This window comes from Pseudoalteromonas sp. PS1M3 (assembly GCF_016865405.1).
In the GTDB taxonomy this organism is placed as follows: domain Bacteria; phylum Pseudomonadota; class Gammaproteobacteria; order Enterobacterales; family Alteromonadaceae; genus Pseudoalteromonas; species Pseudoalteromonas marina.
The window spans coordinates 508,048-534,674 of the sequence record NZ_AP022625.1 but is presented as its reverse complement, the minus strand read 5'-3'; the positions used below and the strand labels follow the sequence as shown (position 1 = coordinate 534,674).

The following is a 26,627-nucleotide window of genomic DNA, read 5'->3' as shown; positions in this document are numbered from 1 at the left end:
CTCTGTATTAAGCTAGTTTCTTATTTTCTTGTGTTTGACGCTCTAACTTTTTAGCAAGTTCACTAAGCATGTCGCGTGTAACAAGTACAATGCCTTTTTTTGATACCCTAAAACCATTTTCTTCATCTGTTTTACGGTCAAAACCTATTTCAAGCCCTGCAGGTATTTCACAGCTTCTGTCTATTATTGCACGTTTAATTTTACATCCGCGGTTAATAATAGCGCCCGGTAAAATAACCGATTGTTCAATTTCACAAAACGAGCGCACATGCACGTTAGAAAACAACAATGATTTTCTTACTGCCGAACCCGAAATAATACACCCTCCCGAAACTGTAGAATCAAGGGCCATTCCTCGCCTGTCGTCATCATCAAATATAAATTTAGCTGGGGGTAATTGCTCTTGGTATGTCCAAATTGGCCACGCTGGGTCGTATAAGTCAAGTTGAGGCTCAGGCATAACAAGCTCCATGTTAGCCTCCCAAAATGAGTCGAGTGTTCCTACATCGCGCCAATATGGCTGACCTTCTTGTTGAGGGTCTCTGAATGGGAATGCAAAAACGTTATGCTCTTCAATAATAGCGGGTATTATGTCATGCCCAAAATCACGTCCTGACCCTTCATTTTCAGCATCTTTCTTTAGTTGCTCAAATAAGAACTCAGTATTAAATATGTAGTTACCCATGGATGCTAAACATGTACCCGGCTTGCCTGGCACTGAGCTTGGCATAGCTGGCTTTTCATCAAAACGACAAACACGGCTTTCTTCATCTACTGTCATTACACCAAAGGTATCTGCAGCTTCTTCAACAGGTACTTCGATACAACACACGGTCATATCGGCCCCTTTTTGAACATGTTCAGCAAGTAATGCACCGTAATCCATACGATAAACGTGGTCGCCTGATAAAATCATTACATATTTAGGTAACTCATGACGAATAATATCCATATTTTGAAAAACAGCATCGGCGGTGCCGCAATACCATTCATCACCATGGCGTTGTGATGCAGGTAATATTTCAACCGATTCACCTAATTCCTTTTTAAAGTGCCCCCAAGCTCGATTTACGTGGCGAATAAGTGAGTGAGATTTATACTGTGTTGCTATACCCACACGCCTAACACCCGAGTTGATACAGTTAGACAAAGGAAAATCAATAATTCTGTGTTTACCACCAAAGTAAACGGCTGGTTTTGCACGCCAGTCGGTCAATTCGTGCAGGCGAGAACCACGACCACCAGCCAGTATTAACGCATACGTTTCTCTAGTTAGGCTACTTATGTAGCGATTTGCATAATTAGGCATACTATTCTCTCCATTTATCTAGCTTTTAGTGGCTTTACTGGTAGTTGTCGTTGAGTCAGTGTCACTAGTATTGAGTGGGGTTAAATGCCAAATGTCGTCACTGTATTGGCTTATGGTCCTATCACTTGAAAATATGCCACTGGCAGCGGTATTTAAAATACTCATTTGCGTCCAATAAGCTTGATCAGCATAGGCTTTATCTACTTGCTTTTGTGCAGATACGTAGCTTTCGAAATCATGTGCAACAAGCCATGGATCGTGTGGGCTCTTAATTGCATTAATTACATCGTCAAATAGGCAAGGTTCAAATAAATTAAAGTGCCCGCTTTCTAACAAGTGCATAACATTGGCTAAGTCGCTATTTTGTTCAATTAAATGTGCGGGGTTATAACGCGATTTAATATCATCAATCTGATGCGCCTCTGCACCAAATAAGAAGAAATTATCGGCACCAACGGCATCTCTAATTTCGATATTGGCGCCATCTAACGTGCCAATAGTTAATGCACCATTCATCATGAACTTCATATTACCGGTGCCTGAAGCTTCTTTACCGGCAGTTGAAACTTGCTCAGACAAATCAGTAGCTGGACAAATAACTTCCATGGCTGTCACATTGTAATTAGGTAAAAAAGCCACGCGTAAATACGACGACGCGAGGGGATCTTTATTGATGACATCTGCCACATTATTGATTAGCTTAATTATTTTTTTAGCCATGTAGTAACCCGGTGCAGCCTTACCACCGAGTAAAACACAACGTGGCACTAATCCTTGTGTATCACCACGACGAATGCGGTCATATAAATGGATAACATGGAGTATATTTAGTAACTGACGCTTGTATTCATGAATCCGTTTAACTTGTACATCAAACATCATGGATACATCAAACTCTACACCACAGCGCTCTTTCACTAAATCAACTAAACGTTGTTTGTTTGTTACTTTGGCTTTTTGCCACTGTGCTTGAAATGATGTGTCATCATAAAAACGACGTAGCTGGTTTATTTGAGCAAAGTCACGTACCCAATCGGTGCCTATTTTCTCACTAATCAATTCACTCAATGTAGGGTTACAATGGGCAAGCCAACGGCGAGGTGTAACCCCATTGGTTTTGTTATTAAACTTGTTAGGCCAAAGTGTATAAAACTCTTTAAATAAACCCGCTTTTAATAGCTCTGTGTGCAGTGCAGCAACACCATTAACTGAATAGCTGCCCACAATGGCTAAATAAGCCATGCGAATTTGCGGTTCGCCACCTTCCTCTATTAGTGATAGCTCTCGCTGTTTATCAACATCACCAGGCCAATGCTGAGCAACTTCGGCTAGAAAACGTGCGTTTATCTCAAATATTATTTCTAAAATACGGGGTAACAATTTTGAAAATAATGAAACTGACCATTTCTCTAACGCTTCTGGTAATAATGTATGATTTGTATAGGCCATTGTTTTTGTTGTTATTTGCCATGCATCATCCCAGTCGAGCTCGTAATCATCAACTAACACTCGCATAAGCTCTGCCACAGCAATACTTGGATGAGTATCGTTTAATTGAAAAACATGGTAATCGGCAAAATCAGTAAAGCTTTCACCATGATCACTCACCCACTGATCAACAATATCTTGAATACTTGCTGATGATAAAAAGTATTGTTGGCGTAGTCGTAGCTCTTTACCATTTTCACTGCTGTCGTTAGGGTAAAGTACCATAGTGATTTGTTCGGCTAAGTTTTTTTGTGCAACGGCTTCTGAATAACTACCCGCGTTAAATTCAGTTAGGTTAAATTCGTCGGTCGCTTCTGATTTCCATAAGCGCAGCGTGTTTACAATATTGTTTTTATAACCAGGAATGGGCACATCGTAAGGCACTGCTAACACGTCATGGCTACTAACCCACTGGCGGTGTTCTCTACCTTGTTTATCAGTATAACTATTTACATAACCACCGAACTTAATACGCTTAGAATGCTCGGGAGCACTTAGCTCCCAAGGGTGCCCCTCACGAAGCCAATTATCGGGTTGCTCTATTTGATTACCATCACTAATTGATTGGTTGAACATTCCGTATTCGTATCTAATGCCGTAACCCACAACGGGTAAAGCTAAACTTGCACAGCTATCTAAAAAACACGCAGCTAAGCGCCCTAAGCCACCATTACCAAGGCCTGCATCATGCTCTGCGTCTTCGACCGTTTCAATTTCGGTACAATATTCTTGTAGTGCCGATGACACTTGATCCTCTAAATCAAGATTTAATACCGCATTTCCCAGAGCACGGCCCATTAAAAACTCAAGTGAAAGGTAACTGGTTTTTCTGCTTTTTTGCTGTTTGATTTTTTTATTAGTTTCTCGACACCGTGCCACTAAACGATCGCGGATCGTCAATGCTAATGCATGGTACAAATACAGCTGCGACTCACCCACTTTGTCTCGCCCTAGGGTGTAATAAAAATGGCGCGTTAAATCATCTTTTAAGGTGCTTTCGTCTATTACTGGGCCTTCTTGCCACCCCTTTACAACACATACTTGTTCAACTTGCTTAGCCATTAGCTACGTCCTCTAAGTTAGCACTAAAAACCCAACTACTTTGTGCAGAAATTTCAACGGGTGCATCTTGATGAGTTGTTAAAGATGCATTATTTACACTTGATAAAACCATTTGCCACGAGGCATTAATCGGTGATGGAGGCAACTGACAACTGACTGGTTTTTTATTAGCGTTGAATACAATAAGTAATGCGTGTTTATTTTGCTTATCTAGTAAGCTATACATTAAAAATTGACGCGAATTCTCATGCCAATGCGAATCTGTCATAGTGTCACCTGTTTCGGTAAACCATTTAACAGTAAAGCGCTCGTCTATATCGTCTAAAAATACACTGTGTTTAAATGCACTATGAGCACGTCTAATTTTAAGGGCATCGTCTATAAAACGTGTTAAAGAATGATTAAGTTGTGAGTCTTTCCATGCAAGCCAACTCGTACGGTTATTTTGACAATATGCATTGTTATTACCCCCTTGAGAATGTGCCATTTCGCTGCCAGCAGCAATCATAGGCACACCTTTAGAAAGGATTAATGTGAGTAAAAAGTTTTTTTGTTGTTGTAATCTTAATGCGGCTATTTTTTCATCAGTGCTAAAGCCTTCTGCCCCGCAATTAAATGAGTAATTAGCACTGTGGCCATCTCTGTTTTGCTCGCCATTTGCTTCATTGTGTTTATGCTCGTAACTCACTAAATCTGCAAGGGTAAATCCATCATGGCTGGTTATAAAATTAATACTATTTAATGGGCCTCGATGGCTATGCTCAAATATATCAAACGAGCCATGTAAGCGTTTAGCCACGTTGGCTATAATCCCTTCATCGCCTTTCCAAAAACGACGAATTACATCTCGGTATTGGTCATTCCACTCTCGCCAAGGTGGAGGAAAAGCCCCGAGTTGATACCCACCAGGGCCAATATCCCATGGCTCACTAATTAACTTTACCTTATTTAAAACAGGGTCTTGAGCAATAGTTTGTAAAAACGTATGCGCTGAACTAAACCCAGCCTTTGAGCGGCCCAGTATTGTTGCTAAATCAAATCTAAAGCCATCAACACCCATTACTTCAACCCAATATCGCAGGCTATCGAGTACGAGCTGCAAGGTTTTTGGGTGATCTATATTAATGGTGTTACCACACCCCGTATCGTTTATATATACATTGGGTTGAGCTTCTACTGTACGGTAATAAGCAAGGTTGTCTAACCCGCGCAACGACAATATGGGGCCATCATTACCCGCTTCAGCTGTATGGTTGTAAACAACATCTAAAATAACTTCAATATCTGCAGCATGAAGCTCCTTAACCATCTGTTTAAACTCGTTAATATCGTCGTTTACCAAATAGTCTTTGTGAGGAGTGAAAAAGTTAAGCGTGTTGTATCCCCAATAATTTTGTAGGCCTTTGCCTGTTAAAAATTGCTCGCTAATAAAGGCATGCACAGGGAGTAGCTCTATTGTTGTGACTCCAAAACTTTTTAAATGGTCAATAAAATGCGGGTGACTCAATCCTAAAAATTTGCCTTGCAGCGTCTTAGGTATTTTAGGATGACGACACGTAGTCCCTTTTACATGACACTCATAAATGACTGTTTTAGACCATCTGTGATTCGGTTTTTTATGTTCATAAAAATCAATTGATGACACTTTTGATTTTGGTATATCAATGGCATTGTTAACGGTACTTTTGGTGCCTATTGGCATTTGGCCATAATGGCGTTCACTCCATGTAAACTCACCAAATAAATCTTTTGCGTAAGGGTCAATTAATAATTTATGTTCATTAAATAGCGAGCCAGTATCAGGGTTATATTCACCCTCAACCCTAAACCCATAAAGTGCCCCAGTGGTGAGAGGTGCAATATGGATACTCCAAATACCACCTTCATTTATATTCATAGCCACTTTTAGTATTTCAGAGTGGCCACTTTTATCAAATAAACACACATACGCTTGTGTCGCTTTTGGCGCGTACAATGAAAAATTAACACCATTTAAATGCAAGCTCGAGCCAAGAGGCTCAACAAGGCCGTGAGTTACTTCAAATTGATTACTCATCTTGTACCTTTTGCAAATAAATTGTTGTTAAGCCACCCATAGCAATAGTGATGCTTTGGTTAAAACCATGTTGAGGATTGTCGTTAGTGACAACAGTATTTGATTGGTTTTGCGATACTTTAATACCCGAGCCAAAAAATTCGCTTTCATCTGTGTTTATTATTACTTTATAAACGCCTTTGCTCGGAACGCCTAAGGTATATTCTTGATATGACATAGGCGTAAAGTTGGCAATCACAACTACAAAGTCATGGGCATTTTTAGCGTAACGTACAAAGCTTAAAATGCTTTGCTCGTTATTATTGTTGTCAATCCAATCAAATCCTGCGGCACTTGAGTCAAGTTCATACAGCGCGGGTTGATTTTTATAAACCTCATTTAACGTTTTTACTGTCTGCTTTATACCTTTATGACTTTCATGTTCTAGTAAATGCCAATCAATAGAATGATCATGCCCCCACTCAGCACGTTGAGCTATTTCCCCCCCCATAAATAATAACTTTTTACCTGGGTGTGCCCACATAAATGCATAATAAGCACGTAAATTTGCGAATTTTTGCCAATCATCGCCCGGCATTTTTTCAATTAGCGCGCCTTTCCCATGAACAACTTCATCGTGACTCAGCGGTAAAATAAAGTTTTCACTAAATGCATATACCATCGAAAACGTGATTTCGTGATGGTGATGTTGCTTATAAAGTGGATCGCGTTGCATATACAACAAGCTATCGTTCATCCACCCCATATTCCATTTATAGCCAAAGCCTAGGCCATTATGCTCAACACTCTGCGTAACACCTGGCCAAGCAGTCGACTCTTCTGCCACCATCATAATGCCAGGGTTGTTTTTATAACTGCGTAAATTAACCTGTTTGAGGCATTCAATTGCACCAAGGTTTTCGCGACCGCCATAGCAATTAGGTATCCACTCACCTTCTTTGCGGCTGTAATCTAAGTACAACATTGACGCAACGGCATCTACTCTTAAACCATCTAAGCCAAATTGATGAAGCCAATACATTGCATTAGAAATCAAAAAGCTCTTAACTTCTGGACGGTCATAATTATAAATATAAGTATTCCAATCTGGATGAAAGCCTTGGCGCATATCGGCATGTTCGTACAAGTGTGTACCATCAAATCGGTGTAAACCATGGGGATCACTTGGGAAATGCCCAGGAACCCAATCAAGTAAAATCCCTACATTATATTTATGGCATTGCTCTACAAAATATTTAAAGCTGTTGTAATCGCCAAAACGACTGGTTGGAGCAAACAGCCCAACAGGCTGATAGCCCCATGAACCGTCAAACGGATATTCACTTATGGGCATAAGCTGTAAGTGGGTAAAGTTCATTTCAAGCGCGTAGCTTACGAGTTTGTCGGCAAGTTCGGTATAACTTAAATAACGATTACCTTCACCTCGCTGCCACGACGCTAAGTGCACCTCATAAATACTGATTGGTGCGTCTATATGATTACGCTTTTGCCTATTGCTTATTGCTTGTTCACTTAACGCTATTGCCTCTGGTTTGTATTGAAGAACACTCGCGGTACCAGGAGCCTGTTGCATTTTAAAAGCGTAAGGGTCTGCTTTTTCTATTACCTCACCACTTTGCGCTGTAATGGCAAATTTGTAGCACATGTCTGCTTTAAGGTCGGGAATGAATAACTCCCACACACCACTGGCAGGGTGAAAACGCATAAAATGTCGATTCGCTTGCCAAAAATTAAACTCACCAATAATTGAAACGCTGGCTGCATTAGGTGCCCACAAACAAAAACGAACGCCATCTACATCTTGCTGGTTGGTAAAGTGCGCGCCAAAGTGCAAGTATGCATGCTCTAAACTGCCCTCGTTAAATAAGTACATGGCATCTGTATCAAGCTCACTGTTAAAACTATATTCATCAAAAAAAGTAGTTGAAGTGTCGCTATATTTGGCTGTACATAAATAAGGCGAGGTAGGCAAATGACTTACACGAGCTATAAATAAATCACTGTGCTTATATCTTTGCGTTTCGACTAGTTGATTGTCAATTGACAAAGAAACATGTTGGGCACCAGGTAAATATACACGCACTTCTATATTTGATTCACTTACTTTATGTGCACCTAAAAAGCTAAATGGGTCTTTAAATCGCCCTATGTTAAGTGCATTAACTTGGGCATCGTAGTCAGCGCTTTGAGATTTAGGTAATGCCGAACTATTTGAAGCTGTACTGCTCATTTAATCTTTCCTTATTGAATCGATTGCAGCTAAAAGCGTGGCGTTGTTTGCAAAAATTTCTTCACATGTATGTGTTAATACACGTCGCCAATTTGGATATTCTTTGTCTGTACCAGGAATATTCACCGGATATTTCTGTTCATCTAAATCATCTATTTGTAGTGCAAACAATCGAGAATCTGAGCCAGCTAAACACTGGCTAAGCGCACGGTAAACCGACTTAGCATCGCTGTGTATCGTTAATGTAAGATTAGCTGTAGCATTGATAAAACGAAGCAATCGCGTTTTTTCATCGATTTTCTGGTTGGTAATTTGCGTTGATTGTTGGTCGTCAATTAAATGATATTGTTGTTTTATAGCTATGTCATCGTGCTGCCACCAGCCTGTAAAAGGCGGTACATCGTGATTTGCAATCATCAATAAGCACTGAGGGGGTAATTCGTGTAACGGTAAAAAATCACCATCGTTTTGCTTTTCAAAATAAAACAAACTGTTTGAAAAAATACCACTACTTGATAATGCATGTTTTACTTCTGGTGGAACAATGCCTAAATCTTCACCTATAACTATGCTTTGATTAATATGCGACTCTATTTTCAAAATGGCCAACAAATGTTCAAAGGGGTAATAAATATAGCAACCATCTCGCTGACCATTATTTTCAAAACACCACCACAAGCGGCGAATAGCCATAACATGGTCGATTCTTAGCCCGCCTACATTCTGCATATTTTCACGAATTAACGAGCGGTAAAATGAGTAGTTATTGTGTGCTAAACTTTGCGGATTTAAAGCCGGTAACCCCCAATCTTGCCCGCCCTCAGCCCAAGGATCAGGCGGAGCACCCACACTGGCATTATCGGCGAATAATGACTGTTGTGATTTGAACTCAACACCATCGCCAGCGCACCCAACAGCTAAATCATTAATCAGACCTATTGCCATACCTCCTTTCATACACCGCTCTTGACATATACCAAGTTGAAGATGCGCTTGCCACTGTAGGTAATAATCAAAAAGAGGGGTTTGTGAATCTATTATTTGTAAGGTGGGCTGATGTTTATCGCAAAAAGCATTGAATGCATCACGACGAAGCTTACTGGCTGTTAATTCAAAATGGTTGTACAGTGCTTTAAATAATTTATATTTAACGCAACTAACATCCTCGTAATTAATAAACCGTCCGCTTTTATTTAACAGAGAAGTCGCCTCATTACTTTGCATAATTTTTGCTAATTCAGTATTGTTTTTACTGTCTTCGCACAAATCAACAGAAATGTATAAAGGGTTTAGTAACGCACGACTATTAGGGCTGTATGGGCTTGCACGCTCAGGCATTTCGCAAAACAACAAATGCAGAGGGTTGAGCAAAATGTAATCCATATTGTGCTCACAGCACAAGTCAACTAGCGTGAGTAAGTCTGAAAAGTCGCCAATTCCCAATCTTTCATTATTTTTAAGCGTATATAACTGAACCGACAACCCCGTTTTTTTTGTATCTTCAACTTGAAAAACACGCTCGGGCACAGACCAGATCTCAGTACTTGCGTGCTGTTCACCTACTGTAATGTCTGCGTGGTAATACCCTATTGGTATTGAAGGTAAAGGCAGTGCAATTTCAATATAACGGACGCCATTAAAGTGGTATTCACCTGTAATTATTAAATCATCAAGGTTAGTAAATTCACACTCTATTCCCAGTTGTTCAACACTTACTGATGCAGTTTGGCTAAGTTGTCTGTCATCTATTTTCACTTTTAAATAACAGTCTGTTTGCTCAATTAAACTTACATTGGGCAAGAGCTGCATCCAAGGCTCTACATCGAGCTTGTAATTTAATTGAGCTATTTTGTTATAGTTGTTGGTATCAACACCACAACATTGCAGGGCACGCTTACGTGTATCTTCACTGAAAAATATCTGCTCGCCTGTGTATTTAGTAAACTCATAACCAATACCGTGTAAGTAAAACAACTGCGAAAGTTCGTTCATTTACAGGCCTTAATTAATACGTTGGGTATTAACAATACTATTTTCAGTTCCAAAACTGTTAGCCTCATAAGCGTCTGCTTTATGATCGTTATCCCAAAATTCGCCATTTATTAAATACCGAAAGTGGTATTGTTGATCAAGAGGAAGGCGTTGTTTGCATTTAAACACACCTTGTTTTTTATTAAGCTTCATTGGCACGGGCTGCCAGCTGTTAAACTCGCCAATTAAGCAGACCTCTTGCGCATCTGGGTGAGCAAATTCAAAGGTGATTTCCGCTTCATCTTTTGTTTTAAAAAATCGTTTGTGCAACATAGTAGGCTCCAACTAAACAGTAAAAGGTATTTAATTATTGCCACAGGGCCTATTTTTAAGCTGGCAATGTGGGAATGTATTCAGTCAAACTTTAAGCTAACTGTAGTAAAGCAAAATTTTGTTTACGCAATATTACAGTGCAACAAGTCTTTTTTATCGCACTTTATTAGTGCGTAAAACATAAAATATAGATATTAAGAATGACATATTTAGTACACAGCAATTTTCAAACCAATTAGAGCGATTTAACTATTTAATACTTACCTTTATTACACTGATGACTTGGTTTGAAGTAAAAAGAGAGCTTACTCAATAAACTGCTTTTGTTACGTATTCACATCAGTGATAATACACATCAATTTAACGCTCTGAAATATCGTAAATTTCATGTTGAAAAAAAGCATTTTATTAACTACGGCATTCATTTTTTTAGTTGTCGCAGTGTTTATTATTTCCTCAATCTACACCTTATATAGTAAAAAGGAAATTTCATTCGACCCTAAACTCAAAGAAATATCAGGCATTGAATTTGATAAGCGCGATCGCTTGTGGGCAATTAATGATGGGGGTGACGATCCAAAACTTTACCGCTTAAATAGAGATGGGTCGATTGCGCAAGAAATTTTAGTATCTAATGCTAAAAACATTGATTGGGAAGACATGACTCAAAATAAATTTGGTCATTTCTTTTTAGGTGATTTTGGCAACAATAAAAATGATAGGCGTTGGCTTACTATTTATAAAATAGAGAATCCAATTGATATCAAAACCGATACAACAAATGCCGAAATAATAAAGTTTACGTATCCTGAAATGGATGGCAATCCAATAAAACCAAGTAATCGTAATTTTGATCTAGAAGCGTTTGTAGCCTTGGGTCGCCACCTTTATTTATTCACTAAAAACCGCACAGAACCTTTTGATGGCATTACAAATTTATATAAAGTAGGCGACCACGCAGCTAACTTTAAAGCCCAATTAATAGGATCATTTAAAACCTGTACAACAATGGAAAAACTGTGCTGGATAACCTCTGCAGCGTTAAGCCCAGATCGTAAAAAACTCGTACTACTCGACTCTACCAGTATTTGGTTATTTGAGAACTTTAAAGGTGATCAGTTTTTCTCTGGTGATGTGTCTAAAATAGATTTAGGCATCGTTACGCAAAAAGAAGCCATCACTTTTTATGACGATAATACAATTGTATTCACCGACGAAGAGTTTAAAGGAATTGGTGGTAATGCCTACTTTATAAAACTTGATAAAGCAAAAAAAGTGGTTGTTAAACGCGCTCTCCCATAGTGCAATAAAACATAAATTTACATAGGAAGTACATCAACGTTTAAACTTGGTTTCTAAAATAACCGAAGAAGTTGTGCGTTCCACACCATCTAAATTACCAATATCATCGAGTAAGTGGCTGAGTTTTTCTAAGTTTTGTGCTTGTACAACTGCAATTAAGTCAAACTCACCACTAATAGCATAAAGCTGTGATATCGCATCAATTTGCTTTAGCTCAATATTCGTCTTAGTAGTAAGCTTTTGAATCACCTTTATTGACACATGTGCCGATACCATTTTACTTAAAAAAGCATCGCCGTAATCAACGCTATAGCCTTTAATAACACCCGTTTCTTCTAATTTAAGCATCCTACTTTGCACTGTAGAACGCGATAAATTAAGGATTCTAGCTAAGTCAGAAATACTCGCTCTGGCGTTGGTTTTAAGAACAGAAAGTAGCTTTTCATCTTGTGGAGTTATCATATTGCTTATTGATTTCGTTATTTTGACTTTTATTGTAATCAATTTTCACAAAATAGCACTGCAAATTTAACCTATAACCTTCGATAATAACCTCTAATAACAAAAATTACCTAGCTGAGAAAACGCTAACGTTTTTATTTTGCTAATCTTTATTCAATATTCACAATTTTTAGGTGTACATAATGCAAGTAACAAGAGACTTATTTAATGATGTAATGGTGCCAAACTACAACCCTTCAGCTGTTATTCCAGTGCGAGGCGAAGGCTCACGTGTATGGGATCAAAATGACAATGAGTTTATTGATTTTGCAGGCGGTATTGCCGTTAATTGTTTAGGCCACTGTCACCCAGCGCTTATTAATGCGCTAAAAGAGCAAGGCGAGAAAATTTGGCACTTATCAAATGTAATGACTAATGAGCCTGCCCTGCGTTTAGCACAAAAAATGGTTGAAGCGACATTTGCTGATAAAGTGTATTTTGCAAACTCAGGTGCAGAAGCTAACGAAGCGGCTCTGAAGCTTGCTCGTCGTTTTGCACTTGACGTACACGGCGAAGAAAAGTCACAAATTATAGCGTTTAACAAAGGTTTTCACGGTCGTACATTTTTTACTGTAACGGTGGGTGGACAAGCTGCTTACTCTGATGGCTTTGGCCCAAAACCTGGCGACATTATGCATTGTGATTACAACGATATTGCAGCATTTGAAGCACTTATCAGTGATAAAACATGTGCCGTGATGATGGAGCCACTTCAAGGTGAAGGCGGCATTATTTCACCTACCGACGAATTTGCTAAAAAAGTACGCGAATTATGTACTAAACACAATGCACTGCTAATTTTTGATGAAGTACAAACAGGCGTTGGCCGCACTGGCGATTTATACGCTTACGAAGGCTTAGGTGTAGTACCCGATATTTTAACAACCGCTAAAGCGTTAGGTGGTGGTTTTCCTATAGGTGCGATGATCACACGCACTGCTATTGCAGAGCATTTAAAAATAGGTACGCATGGCTCTACGTACGGTGGCAACCCACTTGCCTGTGCAGTAGCAGAAGCAGCCTTTGATACCGTAAATACACCTGATGTACTAAACGGCGTAAAAGAGCGTGAACAGTTATTCCGCGATGGCTTAAACGCAATAAACGAAAAATACAACGTATTTAGCGAAGTACGTGGTAAAGGTTTACTTATTGGCGCTGTATTAAACGATAAATTTGAAGGCCGCGCACGTGACTTTTTAGTTGCCAGTGCTAACAATGGTTTAATGAACCTTGTTGCAGGCATGAACGTGATTCGTTTTACCCCTTCTTTAGTTATTCCATTTGAAGATATTAAAGAAGGCCTAGCACGCTTTGAAAAAGCAGTAAGCGACGTAGTAAACGGCTAATTTAATTAAGCGCGCCTCAGGGCGCGCTGTTGGAGCAAGTAATAAATGCAAGTATTACGTCCTATTACCACTGCAGATTTTGCTGCACTTAAGCAAATTGCGATTGAATCGGGCCATGGGTTTACCTCACTGCCTGTGGATGATGAGCAATTAAAAGACAAAATAGACCGCGCCGAGAAAAGCTTTGCTAAAAATATCAATCAGCCACTCGATGAAAGCTACTTATTTGTTTTAGAAGACAGTGAAACAGGTGAGGTCATTGGCACAACCGCCATAGAAGCCGCTGTTGGCTTATCGGTGCCGCTGTACCATTACCATTTAGGTAAAACAGTACACCACTCGCCTACATTTAATGTTTATAACACCGTTGATATTTTAAGCATGTGTAACGATTACACCGGATGCTCTGAAATATGTACTTTGTTTTTGCGCGAAAACAGCCGCAAAGGCTTAACCGGGCGCTTTTTATCACGCTCACGCTTTTTATTTATGGCGCAGCACAGCGAACGCTTTGCCGATACCGTGATTGCTGAAATGCGCGGCGTAAGCGACGAAGATGGTCACTCACCGTTTTGGCAGTGGTTGCAAGAGCACTTTTTTAGTATTGAGTTTCCTCAGGCTGATCACTTAGTGGGGCTTGGCGATAAAGTGTTTATTAGTGAATTAATGCCTAAATACCCCATTTACGTCAACTTACTCAGTAAAAAAGCCCAAGCAGTGATTGGCAACGTGCATGATAAAACTAAACCGGCGCTCAAACTGCTCGAAAAAGAAGGTTTTGAGCATCGTGGCTATGTTGATTTGTTTGATGCAGGGCCAACGGTAGAAGCTAAGCTTGGTAATATTCGCAGTGTTCGTGAGTCTCAAGTATGCCCTATTACAATTGGCGAGCTGGAACATATTAGCCAGCACAGCTCAGATACTTTAGCCGTTTGCAATCAAGGTGTAAGTGGGTTTAGAGCAACCTTTACCCAGCACGCCCACTATAACCACGCTAAGCACACATTAGTAATAAGCCAAGAAGTGGCTGATGCCCTTAATCTATCCCAAGGAGATGCAGCGCGTTTTTTCCGCCTGTAAAACAAATATGAACACACACCTTATAAATAACCAATGGCAAACAGGCCAAGGCCCCGCTTTTAACTCTGTTAACCCAAGTAACGGCGAAGTTGTATGGCAAGGTAATGGCGCAAATGCCGAGCAAGTAGATTCTGCAATTAATGCAGCTAGAGCCGCACAAGTACAGTGGGCCGATACGCCAATTGAGTCGCGTATTACCATACTTGAAAACTTTGTAGCACAATTAAAAGAGCACAGCGAAGAATTTGCAGCCATTATAGCGCGCGAAACCGGCAAGCCTCTTTGGGAAACACGCACAGAAGTAGGCGCTATGACAGGTAAAGTGGCCATTTCTATCAAAGCCCATAATGAGCGTACCGGCACCACAGAAAACCCAATGCCAGGAGCAAAAGCATTTATACGCCATAAACCACACGGCGTTGTAGCTATATTTGGTCCTTACAACTTCCCTGGGCATTTACCAAACGGCCATATCGTACCGGCTATTTTAGCGGGTAACACCGTGGTATTTAAACCGTCTGAGCTTACACCTCACGTTGCTGAATTTACTTTAGCACTTTGGTTAAAAGCGGGCTTACCAGCGGGTGTTATTAACCTAGTGCAAGGTGAGGTAGAAACAGGTAAAGCACTTGCTTCGCATCAAAACATAGACGGCTTGTTTTTTACCGGCAGCTCAAACACCGGCCATTTATTACATAAACAGTTTGCAGGCCACCCAGATAAAATATTAGCACTTGAAATGGGCGGTAATAACCCATTAATAGTTAAAGATGTAGCCGATATAAACGCTGCAGTGCACGATATTATTCAGTCTGGCTTTATTACTTCTGGCCAGCGCTGTACTTGTGCCCGCCGCGTGTTTATTGAGAATTCAACCAATGGCGATGCCATTTTAGAAAAACTAATTAGCGCGACTAAAAATATTGTTGTTGACGACAGTTTTGCAACTGACCAGCCATTTATGGGTGCAATGATAAGCGAAAAAGCAGCCCTTGGTATGGTTGCTGCGCAAAATGAATTAGTTAAAAGCGGCGGCGAAATACTCGTTGAGCTTAAGCAGCTAAAAGCAGGCACCGGCTTTGTAAGCCCAGGTATTATTGATGTTACACATATCACTAACATGCCAGATGAAGAACACTTTGGTCCGCTTATTAAAGTGTATCGCTACAACAACTTTGACAGCGCAATAGCAGAGGCAAATAACACCAGCTTTGGTTTATCAGCAGGCTTACTTAGCGATAACGAAGATGATTACAGCCACTTTTTAAAACGTATTCGTGCTGGCATTGTCAATTGGAACCGCCCTATTACAGGAGCCTCTAGTGCTGCGCCGTTTGGTGGTATTGGTGCAAGTGGTAATCACCGTGCTAGCGCATATTATGCGGCAGATTACTGCGCTTACCCTGTTGCGTCGGTTGAATCAGAAAAAGTAAATTTACCGCAAACTTTAGCACCTGGCTTAGTAATAGAATAATACCCATTTTTAAGGATTTAACATGCATACCAACGTAAATACATTATTTGAAAACCTATGGGATAACTATTTAGCCGTTACTCCATCGGCAGATAAAATTCATGACCTTTTAGGTTCAACCCAAAAAGACGACATAATTAACGACCATATTGCGTTACGTACGTTCAATATAGAAAAAGTAGGCCTTGAAAAACTAGCAGCACACTTTTTAGCGTTAGGTTACACAGAGTGCGGCGAATACCACTTTGAAGCTAAAAAGCTATACGCTAAACACTACGAACACAGCGATCCTAAGCAACCTAAAGTATTTATCTCTGAGTTATTAGTTGAAAAGTGTTCACCAGAGTTACAAGCCATTGTGACAGATATGGTAGAGCAAATAGATGAAAACGCAGTAATTGCCGATAACTTTTTATACTCAGGCACCCATTGGCAAGTAAGCGGTGAAACCTACAAGCAATTATTAGCAGAAAGCGAATATGCTGCGTGGATGTCGGCATGGGGCTACCGTGCAAACCACTTTACTGTAAATATTAATATGCTTGCCAAGTTTGATAACATTCACGATGTTAACCAAGCGCTTAAAGATGCAGGCTTTGCGCTTAATACATCAGGCGGCGAAGTAAAAGGCTCACCAGAAGTGCTATTAGAGCAATCATCAACGCTTGCTGATGATTACGCCGTTACCTTTAGCGATGGCGAGCTACGTATCCCTAGTTGTTTTTATGAATTTGCCATTCGATACCCGAAAGCCGATGGCGAACTTTACACGGGGTTTGTTGCAGCTTCAGCTGATAAAATATTTGAAAGCACTAACGCACGCTAATTTGATGAAAACAAAAAAAGCCCTTACGGGCTTTTTTTATGTCTATATTTTCATATAGCTATATAAAAACCTAAAAGAGTGTCACACATTTGGACACTTTTAATGTACACAATTAAGCATGCAATCAAAAGAAACGAAACTTATCACTTGAATATAAGGTTAGGTCAATCCTTTTACCGCAAGAGCCTTAAAACTGACTCCCCCAGTATATGTAGAGCTTACATTTCCGATATAGTATGCTTCATAAAAAGCAAAGCAATATTAGGTAATGCTGTGACCAAGGAAGAATTAGACGACTTTATTAAAGTCCTTATATCAAATAGAGCAAATGAGCTAGGTAGACTAGGTAAGGCAATCACACAACCGTTTTCGGTTACTGCGCAGCACTACTATGAAACTTGGTATAAAAGACATGAAGCTGTAATAATGAGTTTTTATAGGCATGAGGCCACGGGATATCCTGTCCCAGAAGAAGTTAAGTCTAAATATATTAGTTATAAAGAATGGATGAGCAAACAACTCATTAAAGCCTCAAAAAAAGCTCACCCAGTAGAGCATATTGCTAAATATGACAATGAAAATGCAGCATGGGAAATTACTAATTTAGAGCTGTATGATGCCCTAGATTACCCATCAGTTTTTAAAGAAAAAGCCTCATATTTAGACCAACAACTAAAAGAACACGCTCAAAGGCTTGCCTCTGCTAATAGTAGAGACCACAGTATTAAATTTAGAATGGAGCTAGAAGAGCTTTATAAAAAGTTTGAGATACCCCTCCCAACAATTCCTAGTGATACGCCGAAATTGAAAACCCAAAGTACAGCTCCTTTAGTCACTGATTTAGAAAGCTTAGTACACGAATATTGGGATAAAAAAACAGGTCTTAGTAATAAAAGCACTATAAATAAGTATAAAGGTATTCTAAAAGATATACTTATATTTTTTGACAATGTGCATGTAGATGAAATCAGTTTTCATGGCTTAGAAGAGTTCTGGCTGATCTACTCTACTTTACCAAAATTAAATATTAGTGCGGCTACGAGGAAGCAGTATGGCTTCTTTTCTAGTAAAAAAGGTAGTAATGAAGAAAGAAAGTTAAGGCTTGCTATAATTGATCAAGATGAAATAAAAATAAATAAAGCCGACCTTTACGGTTATGAAATGATAAAGAGCTTGAAAGTTGTACTTAAAGACTTTTTCAAAATATGCCTTAAAAACAACTATATAACCATAAACCCTATAGAAAATGCTGAACTTACAATTCCTAGAAATATGCGGGTTTTAAAAAGAACACCTTTATCAAATGAAAAGACATCAGAAATAGTTCATCACTGCTTTTCCAATTTGGATGATCTTTATTCATGGCCTGTTTTAGTTATGGCTTACCATGGTATGAGGAACAAAGAGGTCGCAGCATTAATCAAAGAAGACGTCATTAAAGATGAGGATACACAGGTATGGTATTTCAACATAAAGGAAGGTAAAACTGTTAATGCAACCCGTAAAGTGCCTATACACAAGGAATTTATTAATCGCGGATTTATAGACTACTGGACTAATATTCAAAGTAATGAGCCACTATTTGCGCTTACGTCTTCCATGCTTACAAATAACTTTAACCGTTACAGAGTTAAATTTGATATTCCCTCTCTAAACCAAGCAGGTGAGCTTCAAAGCTTATATAGTTTAAGACATGGTGTGATTTCTATGTTTCAGGATGAAAGTAATGAGATGAAGTATAAAGTTTTCGGGCATGGTAATAATAGTGTAACTGTTAATTATACAAACACGAACCTAGAAATTGCACAGTTTTTAATTAACAAAATTCATTATGAATAACGATATTAACTAAGTAAGTCTTATCTATTAATATACCTCATTCTGTACATGGGTTTACAAACCATTCACATTTTGTTATAATATAACAAAGCAATAAAACCTCCTCTCATATAACTACACACATAAGAAGAACAAAATGTACATCACTATTCGAAAGTTAATCGATGAGCAATACCGCCTGTCTGATGGTAAATTGATCAGCTCAAAACCCGTTAATACATTAACCACTGTTAAATCGATTTTATTAGCACTAGGTTTCACTTTTGACGAGCACGGAAACAACAGCAATTATCGTAAAATTATGCGTTTAATAAATAAAGGTGTACCTATTCATACTGCTGTTTGCACCATTCTAAAAAAGTAAACCAACACACTTCCATTTTGTAAGCTTTTACCCTTTAGCTATCCTCAACAGTCGGGGTAAAAGCTTATCTTTCTAATAACTTAATATAATAAAAAGGAAACTCTCCATGCATACTGATTTAATACAAGAATTAAAAGCAAGAATGCCCGATTTCACTAATGAAGCTAAATTAGCTAATTTAGAAGTACTTACAACCAAAACACATGAACGGGAAGGGAAGTATAAAAAGCAAGTTTTTAATAATTTCCCACAAGCATTGAAAGAAATAGATACCAAATTAAAATCAAAATACAAGATCGCAGCTGAATTGTGTAAGAGCTTATCAGGTAAGTACATTCTAGTATTTGAACTACCTCCAGCGGAAAGTAAAAAAGTACTGGAGCAAGCTTTAAAAGTTGCAAGAAATGAATACGATAAGTGGATTACCGAACAACAAAATGAGTGGTTGGATAGAGAGTTAGAGGAAGCCTTACTAGAAAAAGCTAAAATTCATACTAAAAACCAAGAAGAAGATAATGCAAAGTTTAAGGCCAGTCTTTTGAAAGCGCTACAATCAAATTAAACCTCTCTGTAACAGCGTTCAGCATACTTTAGGCTATATAGCTAAGTATTCACCTTAATAACAAAAACCTCTGCTAATACTGCCCTCCTCATAAGAATAATAACTGCAAGCGTGTTAGCTTCAATAAAATGGAAGAAATAAACGTGATAGAAACCAAAGTTGAATATAAAATTCGTTAGCATCAAATTTTCAAAAAGTCTGATTTGACCGCATTCGGATACATGAGGATTAATAAGTTTGACTTATCCGATCTAAATAAACTTTTAACTGTGGAATTTATTTGTTGACATAAAGATAAAAACAAACAATAATATCAAAGATATTGAATTTTTTAATTTAAAATCAATACCCCCCACTTATTACTCTAAATCTTATTTAAACAATGATTCTAAATTTCATTATATAGAGCTACAACCTATATGATCGTTAACTCTGCGTGTCTGATTAGTTGTTCAGTATCATGCTCAAATTTTACGGTATATAACTATAACTAAGAGTTTTATACATTTTATCTCTAAAGGAGACAGCAAGAATACAAGAAGGAAAGACAGATGCCAGCATTAGAAATAAGGAAAAACAACTATATTAACTCTGGTTATACCACAAACCATCACTATGAGTTATTGCATAAAGAAAACGGTTATATACAAGAATACATAAGGTCAATAACAGATTTGATAGAGTATGCAGCATTCAGTGGTGAGTACAATAGGCCATGTTTTTACTGTATCCGTATTACTCCCTCAATTGGTTTTGATGGTAAGCAATATACTAAAATAATAAATGCTTTCATCGCTAAAATTAGTGTAGGTAATCCCTTGTATTTCTCTAAGGTAGAATCTAACACTACTCAAGATGGAGTTCATTTTCACATAGGTTTAGTATTAGACAGAGATTTAACAAGCCCTAGAACTCTATTAAGTGCCTTAAAATCACTTATCAAAGATGGTTTAATTACTTGTCACTATGTATCAAGAGGCAGTGATCACAGACTTAATCTTATGTACCCTATTGGGTACAGTGATTTAACTAACATCAATAAGACATCGATAGAGTTATATCCTACAAAGAGTAAACCTAACCTCATTGCTAATGCTGTATATATAGGTGGTTACATAGCTAAGGTTGACACAAGTGTTTCCCAAGCTGAAATTGGGTATCAACCAGTACGAACTAACTTTAAAAAGAGCATGAAAACGGCACTCAACAAAGCTGCATAACTCACTCTGCGTTAAACGTACCGAGAAAACCAAACACCATTTATGCATAAAAAAGATAAAACCTCTTCAAAAAAGCGCTAAAGCTAGTAAATACAATGCTTATAGCGTTTTATGCCATGTAATTAATTATATATTAATATACTAAGATCAGCATTTAACCTACTCATTATCCTATATTAATTTCTCCTATCACTGGGCTATGGCCTATAGCAGCAACCCAAAAACCATATCTTTTACATGTTGACCAACTTAAAAGAGTCGATTATCATTAGGGTACTCTAAAGATGCGATTTAAGGTTTTATCAATGGCTAAATATATCTATGCACGTACAAGCACTACAGATCAGAATGTAGACCAACAAGTTGCTAAGCTTAAGGAAAGACATAGTGATGCTACAGTTTACAAAGAACAAGAAAGTGGTAAATCTACAGACAGACCTGTATTTAATGAACTAAAAGAAAAGGTAGCCTCTGGAGATACTATTGTAGTGCTATCGGTATCGAGGCTAGGTCGTAATACTGTACAGGTTTTAGAGTTTATTGAGCTAATGAAAGAAAGGGCTGTAGCCGTTATCGTAGACGATTTAGGCGGTATTGATGTTACAAGTTCAATGGGAAAACTTGTATTAACTACCCTAGCAGCAGTGGCAGAGATGCAGCGTGAAGACATACTAGAAAAACAACGTATTGGGATAGATAGAGCAAAGAAAGAAGGTAAATATCAAGGTAAGAAGCAATCACCTAAAACCATTAAAGCTTGTAAAGAAGCTATCAATCTTATGACTAAGCTAGATTACTCTAAAATGAAAGCTGCTCGTGCTACGGGTATAAGTATAGCAACCCTATACCGTTATATTAAAAGTGAAAACCTTACATGACTAAGCATTGCGTTAACTTAGCCTGTCAGGTTTGTGCCATAGCTATGTCCAGAACGCCTCCCTTAAAAATACTTTTATTTTAAGAATCATTCAGAGTTTTTTGTTTAGCTTTATAAAATTCTTCTTCTGTTAAAATACCTTTTTGAAACAATTCATTTAGCTCATTTAAACTTTCGACTAATGAGCTTTTATTTTCTTTAATGGGACTTAATGATTTCAGTTCTTTTAGGTTTCTCTCATCATATTTATCAGCCTCATTAATTAGTAGTGAAACGATTGCAAACCAATGCCGAACTGACTTTTCTGATTCTTTGAAGAGCGGAGTCCACTCTTTGCATTTAGTGTTTAAAAATATGATATCTTGAACTGGAGACTCTTTGTCGTTTACGATTATCCTAAGCTCAATCTTTTCAATTTCTTTTTTCGATTTCTTTTTTCCTGATAAGCCTCCTACAACGGCACCAAGCCCACCTAGAGCAAGTCCTCCAATTAAAGCACCACCTATTTGGCTAACTCGATTGGTTTTAGTTACAGTGTTGCCATCATAGAAAATCTCAGCTGATAGAATATCTTGATAACTAAAAGTCTTAGTTGTTTTCATTTCTGATGAGCAAATTGCAAATTTTTTATTGGCTTCATCAAATGCAATCCCTTTATTCCCAGTACTTGCAATATAAAATTGAGTTACGGTAAAACCATCAGTTCCTTTGATTCTTTTTTCTAATGATTTCTGTTTTTCCTTTAGGTTAGAGTCCTTTATCCAAAAATATATCCCCATACCTATAGCACCCATTAAAAACAACACTATATCCATATTTATTCCCGTATCTATTTATTAAGCAATTTTGTGGTTTACATCACACAAGTAAGTGAAAAATATAAAATGGTGTCAGTTCTTGCATTTTTCACGTTAACACAGATTTTAACAACGTCCGCTGATAGACCATATCAGTTCGTCAGATAAGAGCTAATAGAAATGAAGCCCTAGTATTTTGTATTTATGACCGATATATTTTCGGGCTGAGTATCTACGCGTTTAAGACCATTAGCACCCAGATCCAATATTTTAAAGTACAAAAAAGTTTCTTGTTATCTAATTTATTGTAGAATTTAATTTGCTTTTCCTATTATTCCACCATCATCCAACTGGGTGACTTCGCCTGACCAACTTTTATAATTGCCCTCTTCATCTTCTAAAGTACCAAAGCACTTAGTTGTACCATTTTGCAATTGTACTCTTGATGTCTCGACAGATAAGACTCTGCTCTTTTTTTCACCTTGATTGTTTAACCAGTATTGAAAGTCACTTTTATAACTGTCACAACTAGGCCCTGAATGGGAAAACTGTAATTTTATACTAACTAGTGATGCAGCTAAGAATAATAAAAATAAGATACTTGTTATCTTAAGTAAGATACTTGAATAAAGGTTTATATCTGACCAACTGATACTTTTGAGATGTGTTTTAATGGTTTCTATTTTAAACATTTACTTTCCCTGTAATTTTAGTCCAACTTTATAGAACTTAGCACCCTATACATACTGACACAAGAAACTTTATAACAGGGCAAGCAGCATAATTTTTAATAACTAGTCTTCCATTTTGTACACAAAAGTCTAAAGTATGTAACACAATCACTTACTAAGTGACGCTTTTAGGAAGTAAAAAAGCCCTTACGGGCTTTTTTATGCTCACGAACTTAAGCATGCAGATAAAATACCTACATCATAAAAACAAGGGTTTATAGTCGTTTTCTAGTTGTTCAAAAGATAAGTCACCAATAAAGCGCCCAAAACTCAACCATGTTGCTAGTCCGCGTAAATCTTTAAAATGCGGGGGAACAAACTTAGGGCTTTCAATCACACCTAAATCATGAAGCTGGGAAATTAATCTAAAATCATCAATAGACAACTTACCGACTAATAACAACGGTAACTGATCGATTCGCCCTAACTGAATTGCCACACGTATTAAGTTATACACTAAAACAAAGCCTTTTATGTAGGCAATGTCTTTAGTAAACGGTAATCCTGTTGCTGTGCTGCCTCTAAATACACGCTGAGCCAACGTATAACTATCGTCTTTAGATATTCCTTGAGCTACGTAATCTCGGTATATATCAACAAATTCAGCCCCATCAATTACTTTGGTGACCGCTTGAATCCGATTAACTAATTTCGATAAGCGCCTAGGGGTAGATTTTAGAGTAATAATTTCAGTTAATACTGCTAAGCCCTCTTGTGTTACTGTTGAGCTTGGTGTGCCCTTACTTAAACAGGTTAAATAAGGTTGGGCTAAACCATTTTGAGTCGTGCCCACATGAATCCACCCTTCATGTACTTCTAATATATCTAATTCACGTTGTGAAAATTTAACATCTTGGTTTAGCTTTATATTGTTAGCACCTGCTGCTGCGTCGCTTACAATCCCATCGCTCAACATAACCTCTACATTTATTCCTGGCATACTGGCATTAACTTGCTCTGATAAAATTCGCACCGCGTCGCTAGCATCTATATTTTTAGGATCATCGGGTAAAATATCGGCCATTAATAAATTTTGCAGTGGTTGCTCTAGCATATTCGCAAGCTCGGAGAGTGAAGGCTCACCCGCATGGAATAAATCTTTAGGATGACCAAAAAGCTCAACTGATAAATCATGAAATTCAGGAGTACCTCGGTACTCCAACATACTTAATACCGTTTTATATTCGCCACACATTTTACCCATATATTGAGAAATGGGGTTTAACTGACCTAACTGGTTAATAATGTTTCGGTGTAATGTTGAAAACGCTTGACGCAACTCGCTAGGCACAAAGCCTAAATCGCGCTGTTGGTAGTATGCACGATCTATTAGAGGGTTTTTTTGACACTTTTGCCTAAAAAATTCCTCTTTGATCTGTTTATCCCAATTTATTGCATCAAGAATTCGAATAGGTGTTTGAAGTGCAATTAGTTGGTCTGATAACTCACGAGTTTTAAGCAATAACGCCTTGTCTATCATGGTGAAAGCTCAATAAAAAATGAACCATGAGCATAATTTATAAACAGTAAATCGCCAAGTATTATCAATCAATTTTATCTGTTGTTTTAAGCTGATCGACCCTCATATCTAATACGTATTGAATTTGAAATTAAAGGTGCAAAATATGAAAAATGAACTCGACAATAAACAAATACTTGCCGTGTACGAGCGAATACAAAAACGCGGAGAAGCGAACGATGAAGGTAAGCATTATCAAGGTGTTACTGCATTTTCAGATATAGATGGATACACAATTTATTTACAAGGTAGTGGCGTACTATTACGCTTTGGTTTTCATAACACTTATCATCTTGATTACGAGCACGATAAACATAAAGATGATTTCTTAAAAAAATTACACAATATTGCTAACGAGGAATAATGTATCCAAGAAAAGTAAGAAAGCGCAGCGACAGCAAGCTCAATACTGCCTTTATTAATCAGGTAATAGCTGCGCTTAAATCAGATCCATCTAAACTCGCCGTCATTCAAAATAACCTGGAACAATACAGAAGCCAACGCCATTTAAAACGGGGGTTTTTACTCGCTATAGAACGCTTTGACTGGGTATTTGAGGCAAGTGATGATGTTAATTTTATTTGTGAACAAATATTAGCTGACGACTATATTGGAAATCGCCTAAGACGTTACCCCCTTCTATTCAAAGGCGTGATTAGCGAACAATAATAGCTATTATTTATACTAAATAACATCTACACAAGCCTAATAAAAAACCTCAGGTAATTTCCAAATTAGCGTGGTTAATATTATTTAGCCAGGGCTAGTTGCCTTACCGCGCCCCTAGTAATACTAACCTTCCCTAAGTTATTAGTGCACTAAGTAATTGTTGTGTTTGTGCTCACTTGGATTAAAAAAATACTATTAGTACTCTAATTATTACCACTCAAATAAATTTATTCATCTTTTATTTGATAACAAGGAGTAAAGATATAATTACACTCTTAAGCATTTCTAAAAAAACATTTAAATCACTGTTTTAAATAGCAATTAACCATCTATTGCATCTATTTTCTTAAGTACTTCTCCTGTTGGTTTTATTAATAATTCATCTACATTTTAGTATATGACTATTTACTTCACCCTTGAATTGTTAGAGCTATTACCTTAAGCTTATCTTTATTGAACGTTCAATTAATAAAAATTATGCCTAAAGTTGGAATGGAACCGGTCAGGCGTCAACAGTTAATTGACGCGACAATTGAGTCAGTGGCGATGCGTGGATTACAAGCAACCACTATAAACAGCATTAGTAAAAATGCGGGTTTATCGTCAGGCATTATTAGTCATTACTTTGGTGGTAAGCAGGGTTTAATAGAAGCAACTGTTCGTTATTTGCTTTCTAATCTTAAAAAAGACCTTATTGAAAAAGTGTGCAACAACACCAGCGCTACACAGCGCCTTATGCTTATTGTTGAAGCTAACTTTGCGCTTGTACAACAGCGCAGTGATACAACCAAAACTTGGTTGAGCTTTTGGGCGCAATCAATGCACGATGACGAACTTCACCGACTGCAAAATGTAAACAGTAAACGCTTGCAAAGTAATTTAGCATTCTCATTTAAGCAATTAATGCCTATTGAGCAAGCAAAACAAGCTGCTGAACTTAGCGCCGCTATGATTGATGGCCTATGGTTGAGAGCAGTATTGAGTAAATCAGACAAAAACCAGTTTAAACACAGTGAAACTCTAGCAAAAAGCTATGTAAATTCACTCATCAAGCAATATGGAGCCTAG

23 protein-coding genes are annotated in these 26,627 nt (G+C 37.9%); 13 read left to right on the top strand and 10 right to left on the bottom strand.

All coding sequences use genetic code 11. The annotated features are described in order from the left end of the window. Nucleotides 1-7 precede the first annotated feature (7 nt). The 6 genes from glgC to PS1M3_RS19050 are packed head-to-tail and all read right to left on the bottom strand — an operon-like array spanning nt 8 to nt 10,449. Nucleotides 8-1,309, bottom strand: coding sequence for a glucose-1-phosphate adenylyltransferase (gene glgC / locus PS1M3_RS19075; protein WP_006791778.1), 1,302 nt, complete (start codon nt 1,307-1,309; stop codon nt 8-10). Between the two features lie 18 nt (nt 1,310-1,327). Then, nucleotides 1,328-3,859 (bottom strand): glycogen/starch/alpha-glucan phosphorylase, encoded by a 2,532-nt coding sequence (locus tag PS1M3_RS19070; RefSeq protein ID WP_203987513.1) that lies wholly within the window; start codon nt 3,857-3,859, stop codon nt 1,328-1,330. Continuing rightward, a complete protein-coding gene (gene glgX / locus PS1M3_RS19065) occupies nt 3,852-5,915 on the bottom strand; it encodes a glycogen debranching protein GlgX (protein ID WP_203987511.1) in 2,064 nt (687 codons plus the stop codon). Before glgX ends, PS1M3_RS19070 begins: the two co-directional genes overlap by 8 nt. Continuing rightward, nucleotides 5,908-8,145, bottom strand: coding sequence for a 1,4-alpha-glucan branching protein GlgB (gene glgB, locus PS1M3_RS19060; RefSeq protein WP_203987509.1), 2,238 nt, complete (start codon nt 8,143-8,145; stop codon nt 5,908-5,910). Before glgB ends, glgX begins: the two co-directional genes overlap by 8 nt. Next, entirely contained in the window at nt 8,146-10,137 is a 1,992-nt protein-coding gene (gene malQ / locus PS1M3_RS19055; protein WP_203987507.1) for a 4-alpha-glucanotransferase, read from the bottom strand. A 9-nt stretch (nt 10,138-10,146) separates the two neighbouring features. Continuing rightward, nucleotides 10,147-10,449 (bottom strand): isoamylase early set domain-containing protein, encoded by a 303-nt coding sequence (locus tag PS1M3_RS19050; RefSeq protein WP_008127875.1) that lies wholly within the window; start codon nt 10,447-10,449, stop codon nt 10,147-10,149. A 387-nt stretch (nt 10,450-10,836) separates the two neighbouring features. Between PS1M3_RS19050 and PS1M3_RS19045 the strand changes: the two genes are divergently transcribed. After that, on the top strand, nt 10,837-11,751 hold the full coding sequence (locus PS1M3_RS19045) for a hypothetical protein (protein WP_203987504.1): 915 nt from the start codon (nt 10,837-10,839) through the stop codon (nt 11,749-11,751). Nucleotides 11,752-11,784: 33 nt separating this feature from the next. Here PS1M3_RS19045 and PS1M3_RS19040 read toward each other — a convergent pair whose 3' ends face one another. Further along, a complete protein-coding gene (locus tag PS1M3_RS19040; protein WP_006791771.1) occupies nt 11,785-12,213 on the bottom strand; it encodes an Lrp/AsnC family transcriptional regulator in 429 nt (142 codons plus the stop codon). 182 nt (nt 12,214-12,395) lie between these two features. On the opposite strand from PS1M3_RS19040, the gene PS1M3_RS19035 reads away from it, so the two are divergent. The 9 genes from PS1M3_RS19035 to PS1M3_RS18995 all read left to right on the top strand — a co-directional run bounded on the left by PS1M3_RS19035 (nt 12,396) and on the right by PS1M3_RS18995 (nt 21,844). Next, nucleotides 12,396-13,601, top strand: coding sequence for an aspartate aminotransferase family protein (locus PS1M3_RS19035; protein WP_203987501.1), 1,206 nt, complete (start codon nt 12,396-12,398; stop codon nt 13,599-13,601). Between the two features lie 45 nt (nt 13,602-13,646). Continuing rightward, complete coding sequence (gene astA, locus PS1M3_RS19030; RefSeq protein WP_203987498.1) at nt 13,647-14,681, top strand: arginine N-succinyltransferase; 1,035 nt, start codon at nt 13,647-13,649, stop codon at nt 14,679-14,681. 7 nt (nt 14,682-14,688) lie between these two features. After that, nucleotides 14,689-16,155, top strand: a complete 1,467-nt coding sequence (gene astD / locus PS1M3_RS19025) for a succinylglutamate-semialdehyde dehydrogenase (RefSeq protein WP_203987495.1) — start codon at nt 14,689-14,691, stop codon at nt 16,153-16,155. A 22-nt stretch (nt 16,156-16,177) separates the two neighbouring features. Beyond that, nucleotides 16,178-16,981 (top strand): DUF1338 domain-containing protein, encoded by an 804-nt coding sequence (locus PS1M3_RS19020; protein WP_203987492.1) that lies wholly within the window; start codon nt 16,178-16,180, stop codon nt 16,979-16,981. 273 nt (nt 16,982-17,254) lie between these two features. Next, on the top strand, nt 17,255-18,820 hold the full coding sequence (locus PS1M3_RS19015; protein ID WP_203987489.1) for a hypothetical protein: 1,566 nt from the start codon (nt 17,255-17,257) through the stop codon (nt 18,818-18,820). A 136-nt stretch (nt 18,821-18,956) separates the two neighbouring features. After that, the gene (locus PS1M3_RS19010) at nt 18,957-19,184 is read left to right on the top strand and encodes a hypothetical protein (protein ID WP_203987486.1); all 228 of its coding nucleotides are present in this window, start codon (nt 18,957-18,959) and stop codon (nt 19,182-19,184) included. Between the two features lie 106 nt (nt 19,185-19,290). Then, on the top strand, nt 19,291-19,746 hold the full coding sequence (locus PS1M3_RS19005; protein WP_203987484.1) for a hypothetical protein: 456 nt from the start codon (nt 19,291-19,293) through the stop codon (nt 19,744-19,746). Nucleotides 19,747-20,297: 551 nt separating this feature from the next. Next, nucleotides 20,298-20,966 (top strand): hypothetical protein, encoded by a 669-nt coding sequence (locus PS1M3_RS19000; RefSeq protein ID WP_203987481.1) that lies wholly within the window; start codon nt 20,298-20,300, stop codon nt 20,964-20,966. A gap of 284 nt (nt 20,967-21,250) precedes the next feature. Beyond that, entirely contained in the window at nt 21,251-21,844 is a 594-nt protein-coding gene (locus PS1M3_RS18995; RefSeq protein WP_239104503.1) for a recombinase family protein, read from the top strand. 79 nt (nt 21,845-21,923) lie between these two features. Here the strand turns inward: PS1M3_RS18995 and PS1M3_RS18990 are convergent, their stop codons facing one another. The 3 genes from PS1M3_RS18990 to PS1M3_RS18980 all read right to left on the bottom strand — a co-directional run bounded on the left by PS1M3_RS18990 (nt 21,924) and on the right by PS1M3_RS18980 (nt 24,851). Then, complete coding sequence (locus PS1M3_RS18990) at nt 21,924-22,658, bottom strand: SHOCT domain-containing protein (protein ID WP_203987479.1); 735 nt, start codon at nt 22,656-22,658, stop codon at nt 21,924-21,926. Nucleotides 22,659-22,954: 296 nt separating this feature from the next. Further along, the gene (locus tag PS1M3_RS18985; RefSeq protein ID WP_054983595.1) at nt 22,955-23,332 is read right to left on the bottom strand and encodes a hypothetical protein; all 378 of its coding nucleotides are present in this window, start codon (nt 23,330-23,332) and stop codon (nt 22,955-22,957) included. A 238-nt stretch (nt 23,333-23,570) separates the two neighbouring features. Continuing rightward, a complete protein-coding gene (locus PS1M3_RS18980; RefSeq protein WP_010556258.1) occupies nt 23,571-24,851 on the bottom strand; it encodes a flavohemoglobin expression-modulating QEGLA motif protein in 1,281 nt (426 codons plus the stop codon). Between the two features lie 145 nt (nt 24,852-24,996). Between PS1M3_RS18980 and PS1M3_RS18975 the strand changes: the two genes are divergently transcribed. The 3 genes from PS1M3_RS18975 (at nt 24,997) to betI (ending at nt 26,627) form a co-directional block, all read left to right on the top strand. Then, nucleotides 24,997-25,254 (top strand): DUF3081 domain-containing protein, encoded by a 258-nt coding sequence (locus PS1M3_RS18975; RefSeq protein WP_039037417.1) that lies wholly within the window; start codon nt 24,997-24,999, stop codon nt 25,252-25,254. Then, nucleotides 25,254-25,559, top strand: a complete 306-nt coding sequence (locus PS1M3_RS18970) for a hypothetical protein (RefSeq protein WP_203987477.1) — start codon at nt 25,254-25,256, stop codon at nt 25,557-25,559. Before PS1M3_RS18975 ends, PS1M3_RS18970 begins: the two co-directional genes overlap by 1 nt. Nucleotides 25,560-26,051: 492 nt before the next feature. Next, nucleotides 26,052-26,627, top strand: coding sequence for a transcriptional regulator BetI (gene betI / locus PS1M3_RS18965; protein WP_203988060.1), 576 nt, complete (start codon nt 26,052-26,054; stop codon nt 26,625-26,627).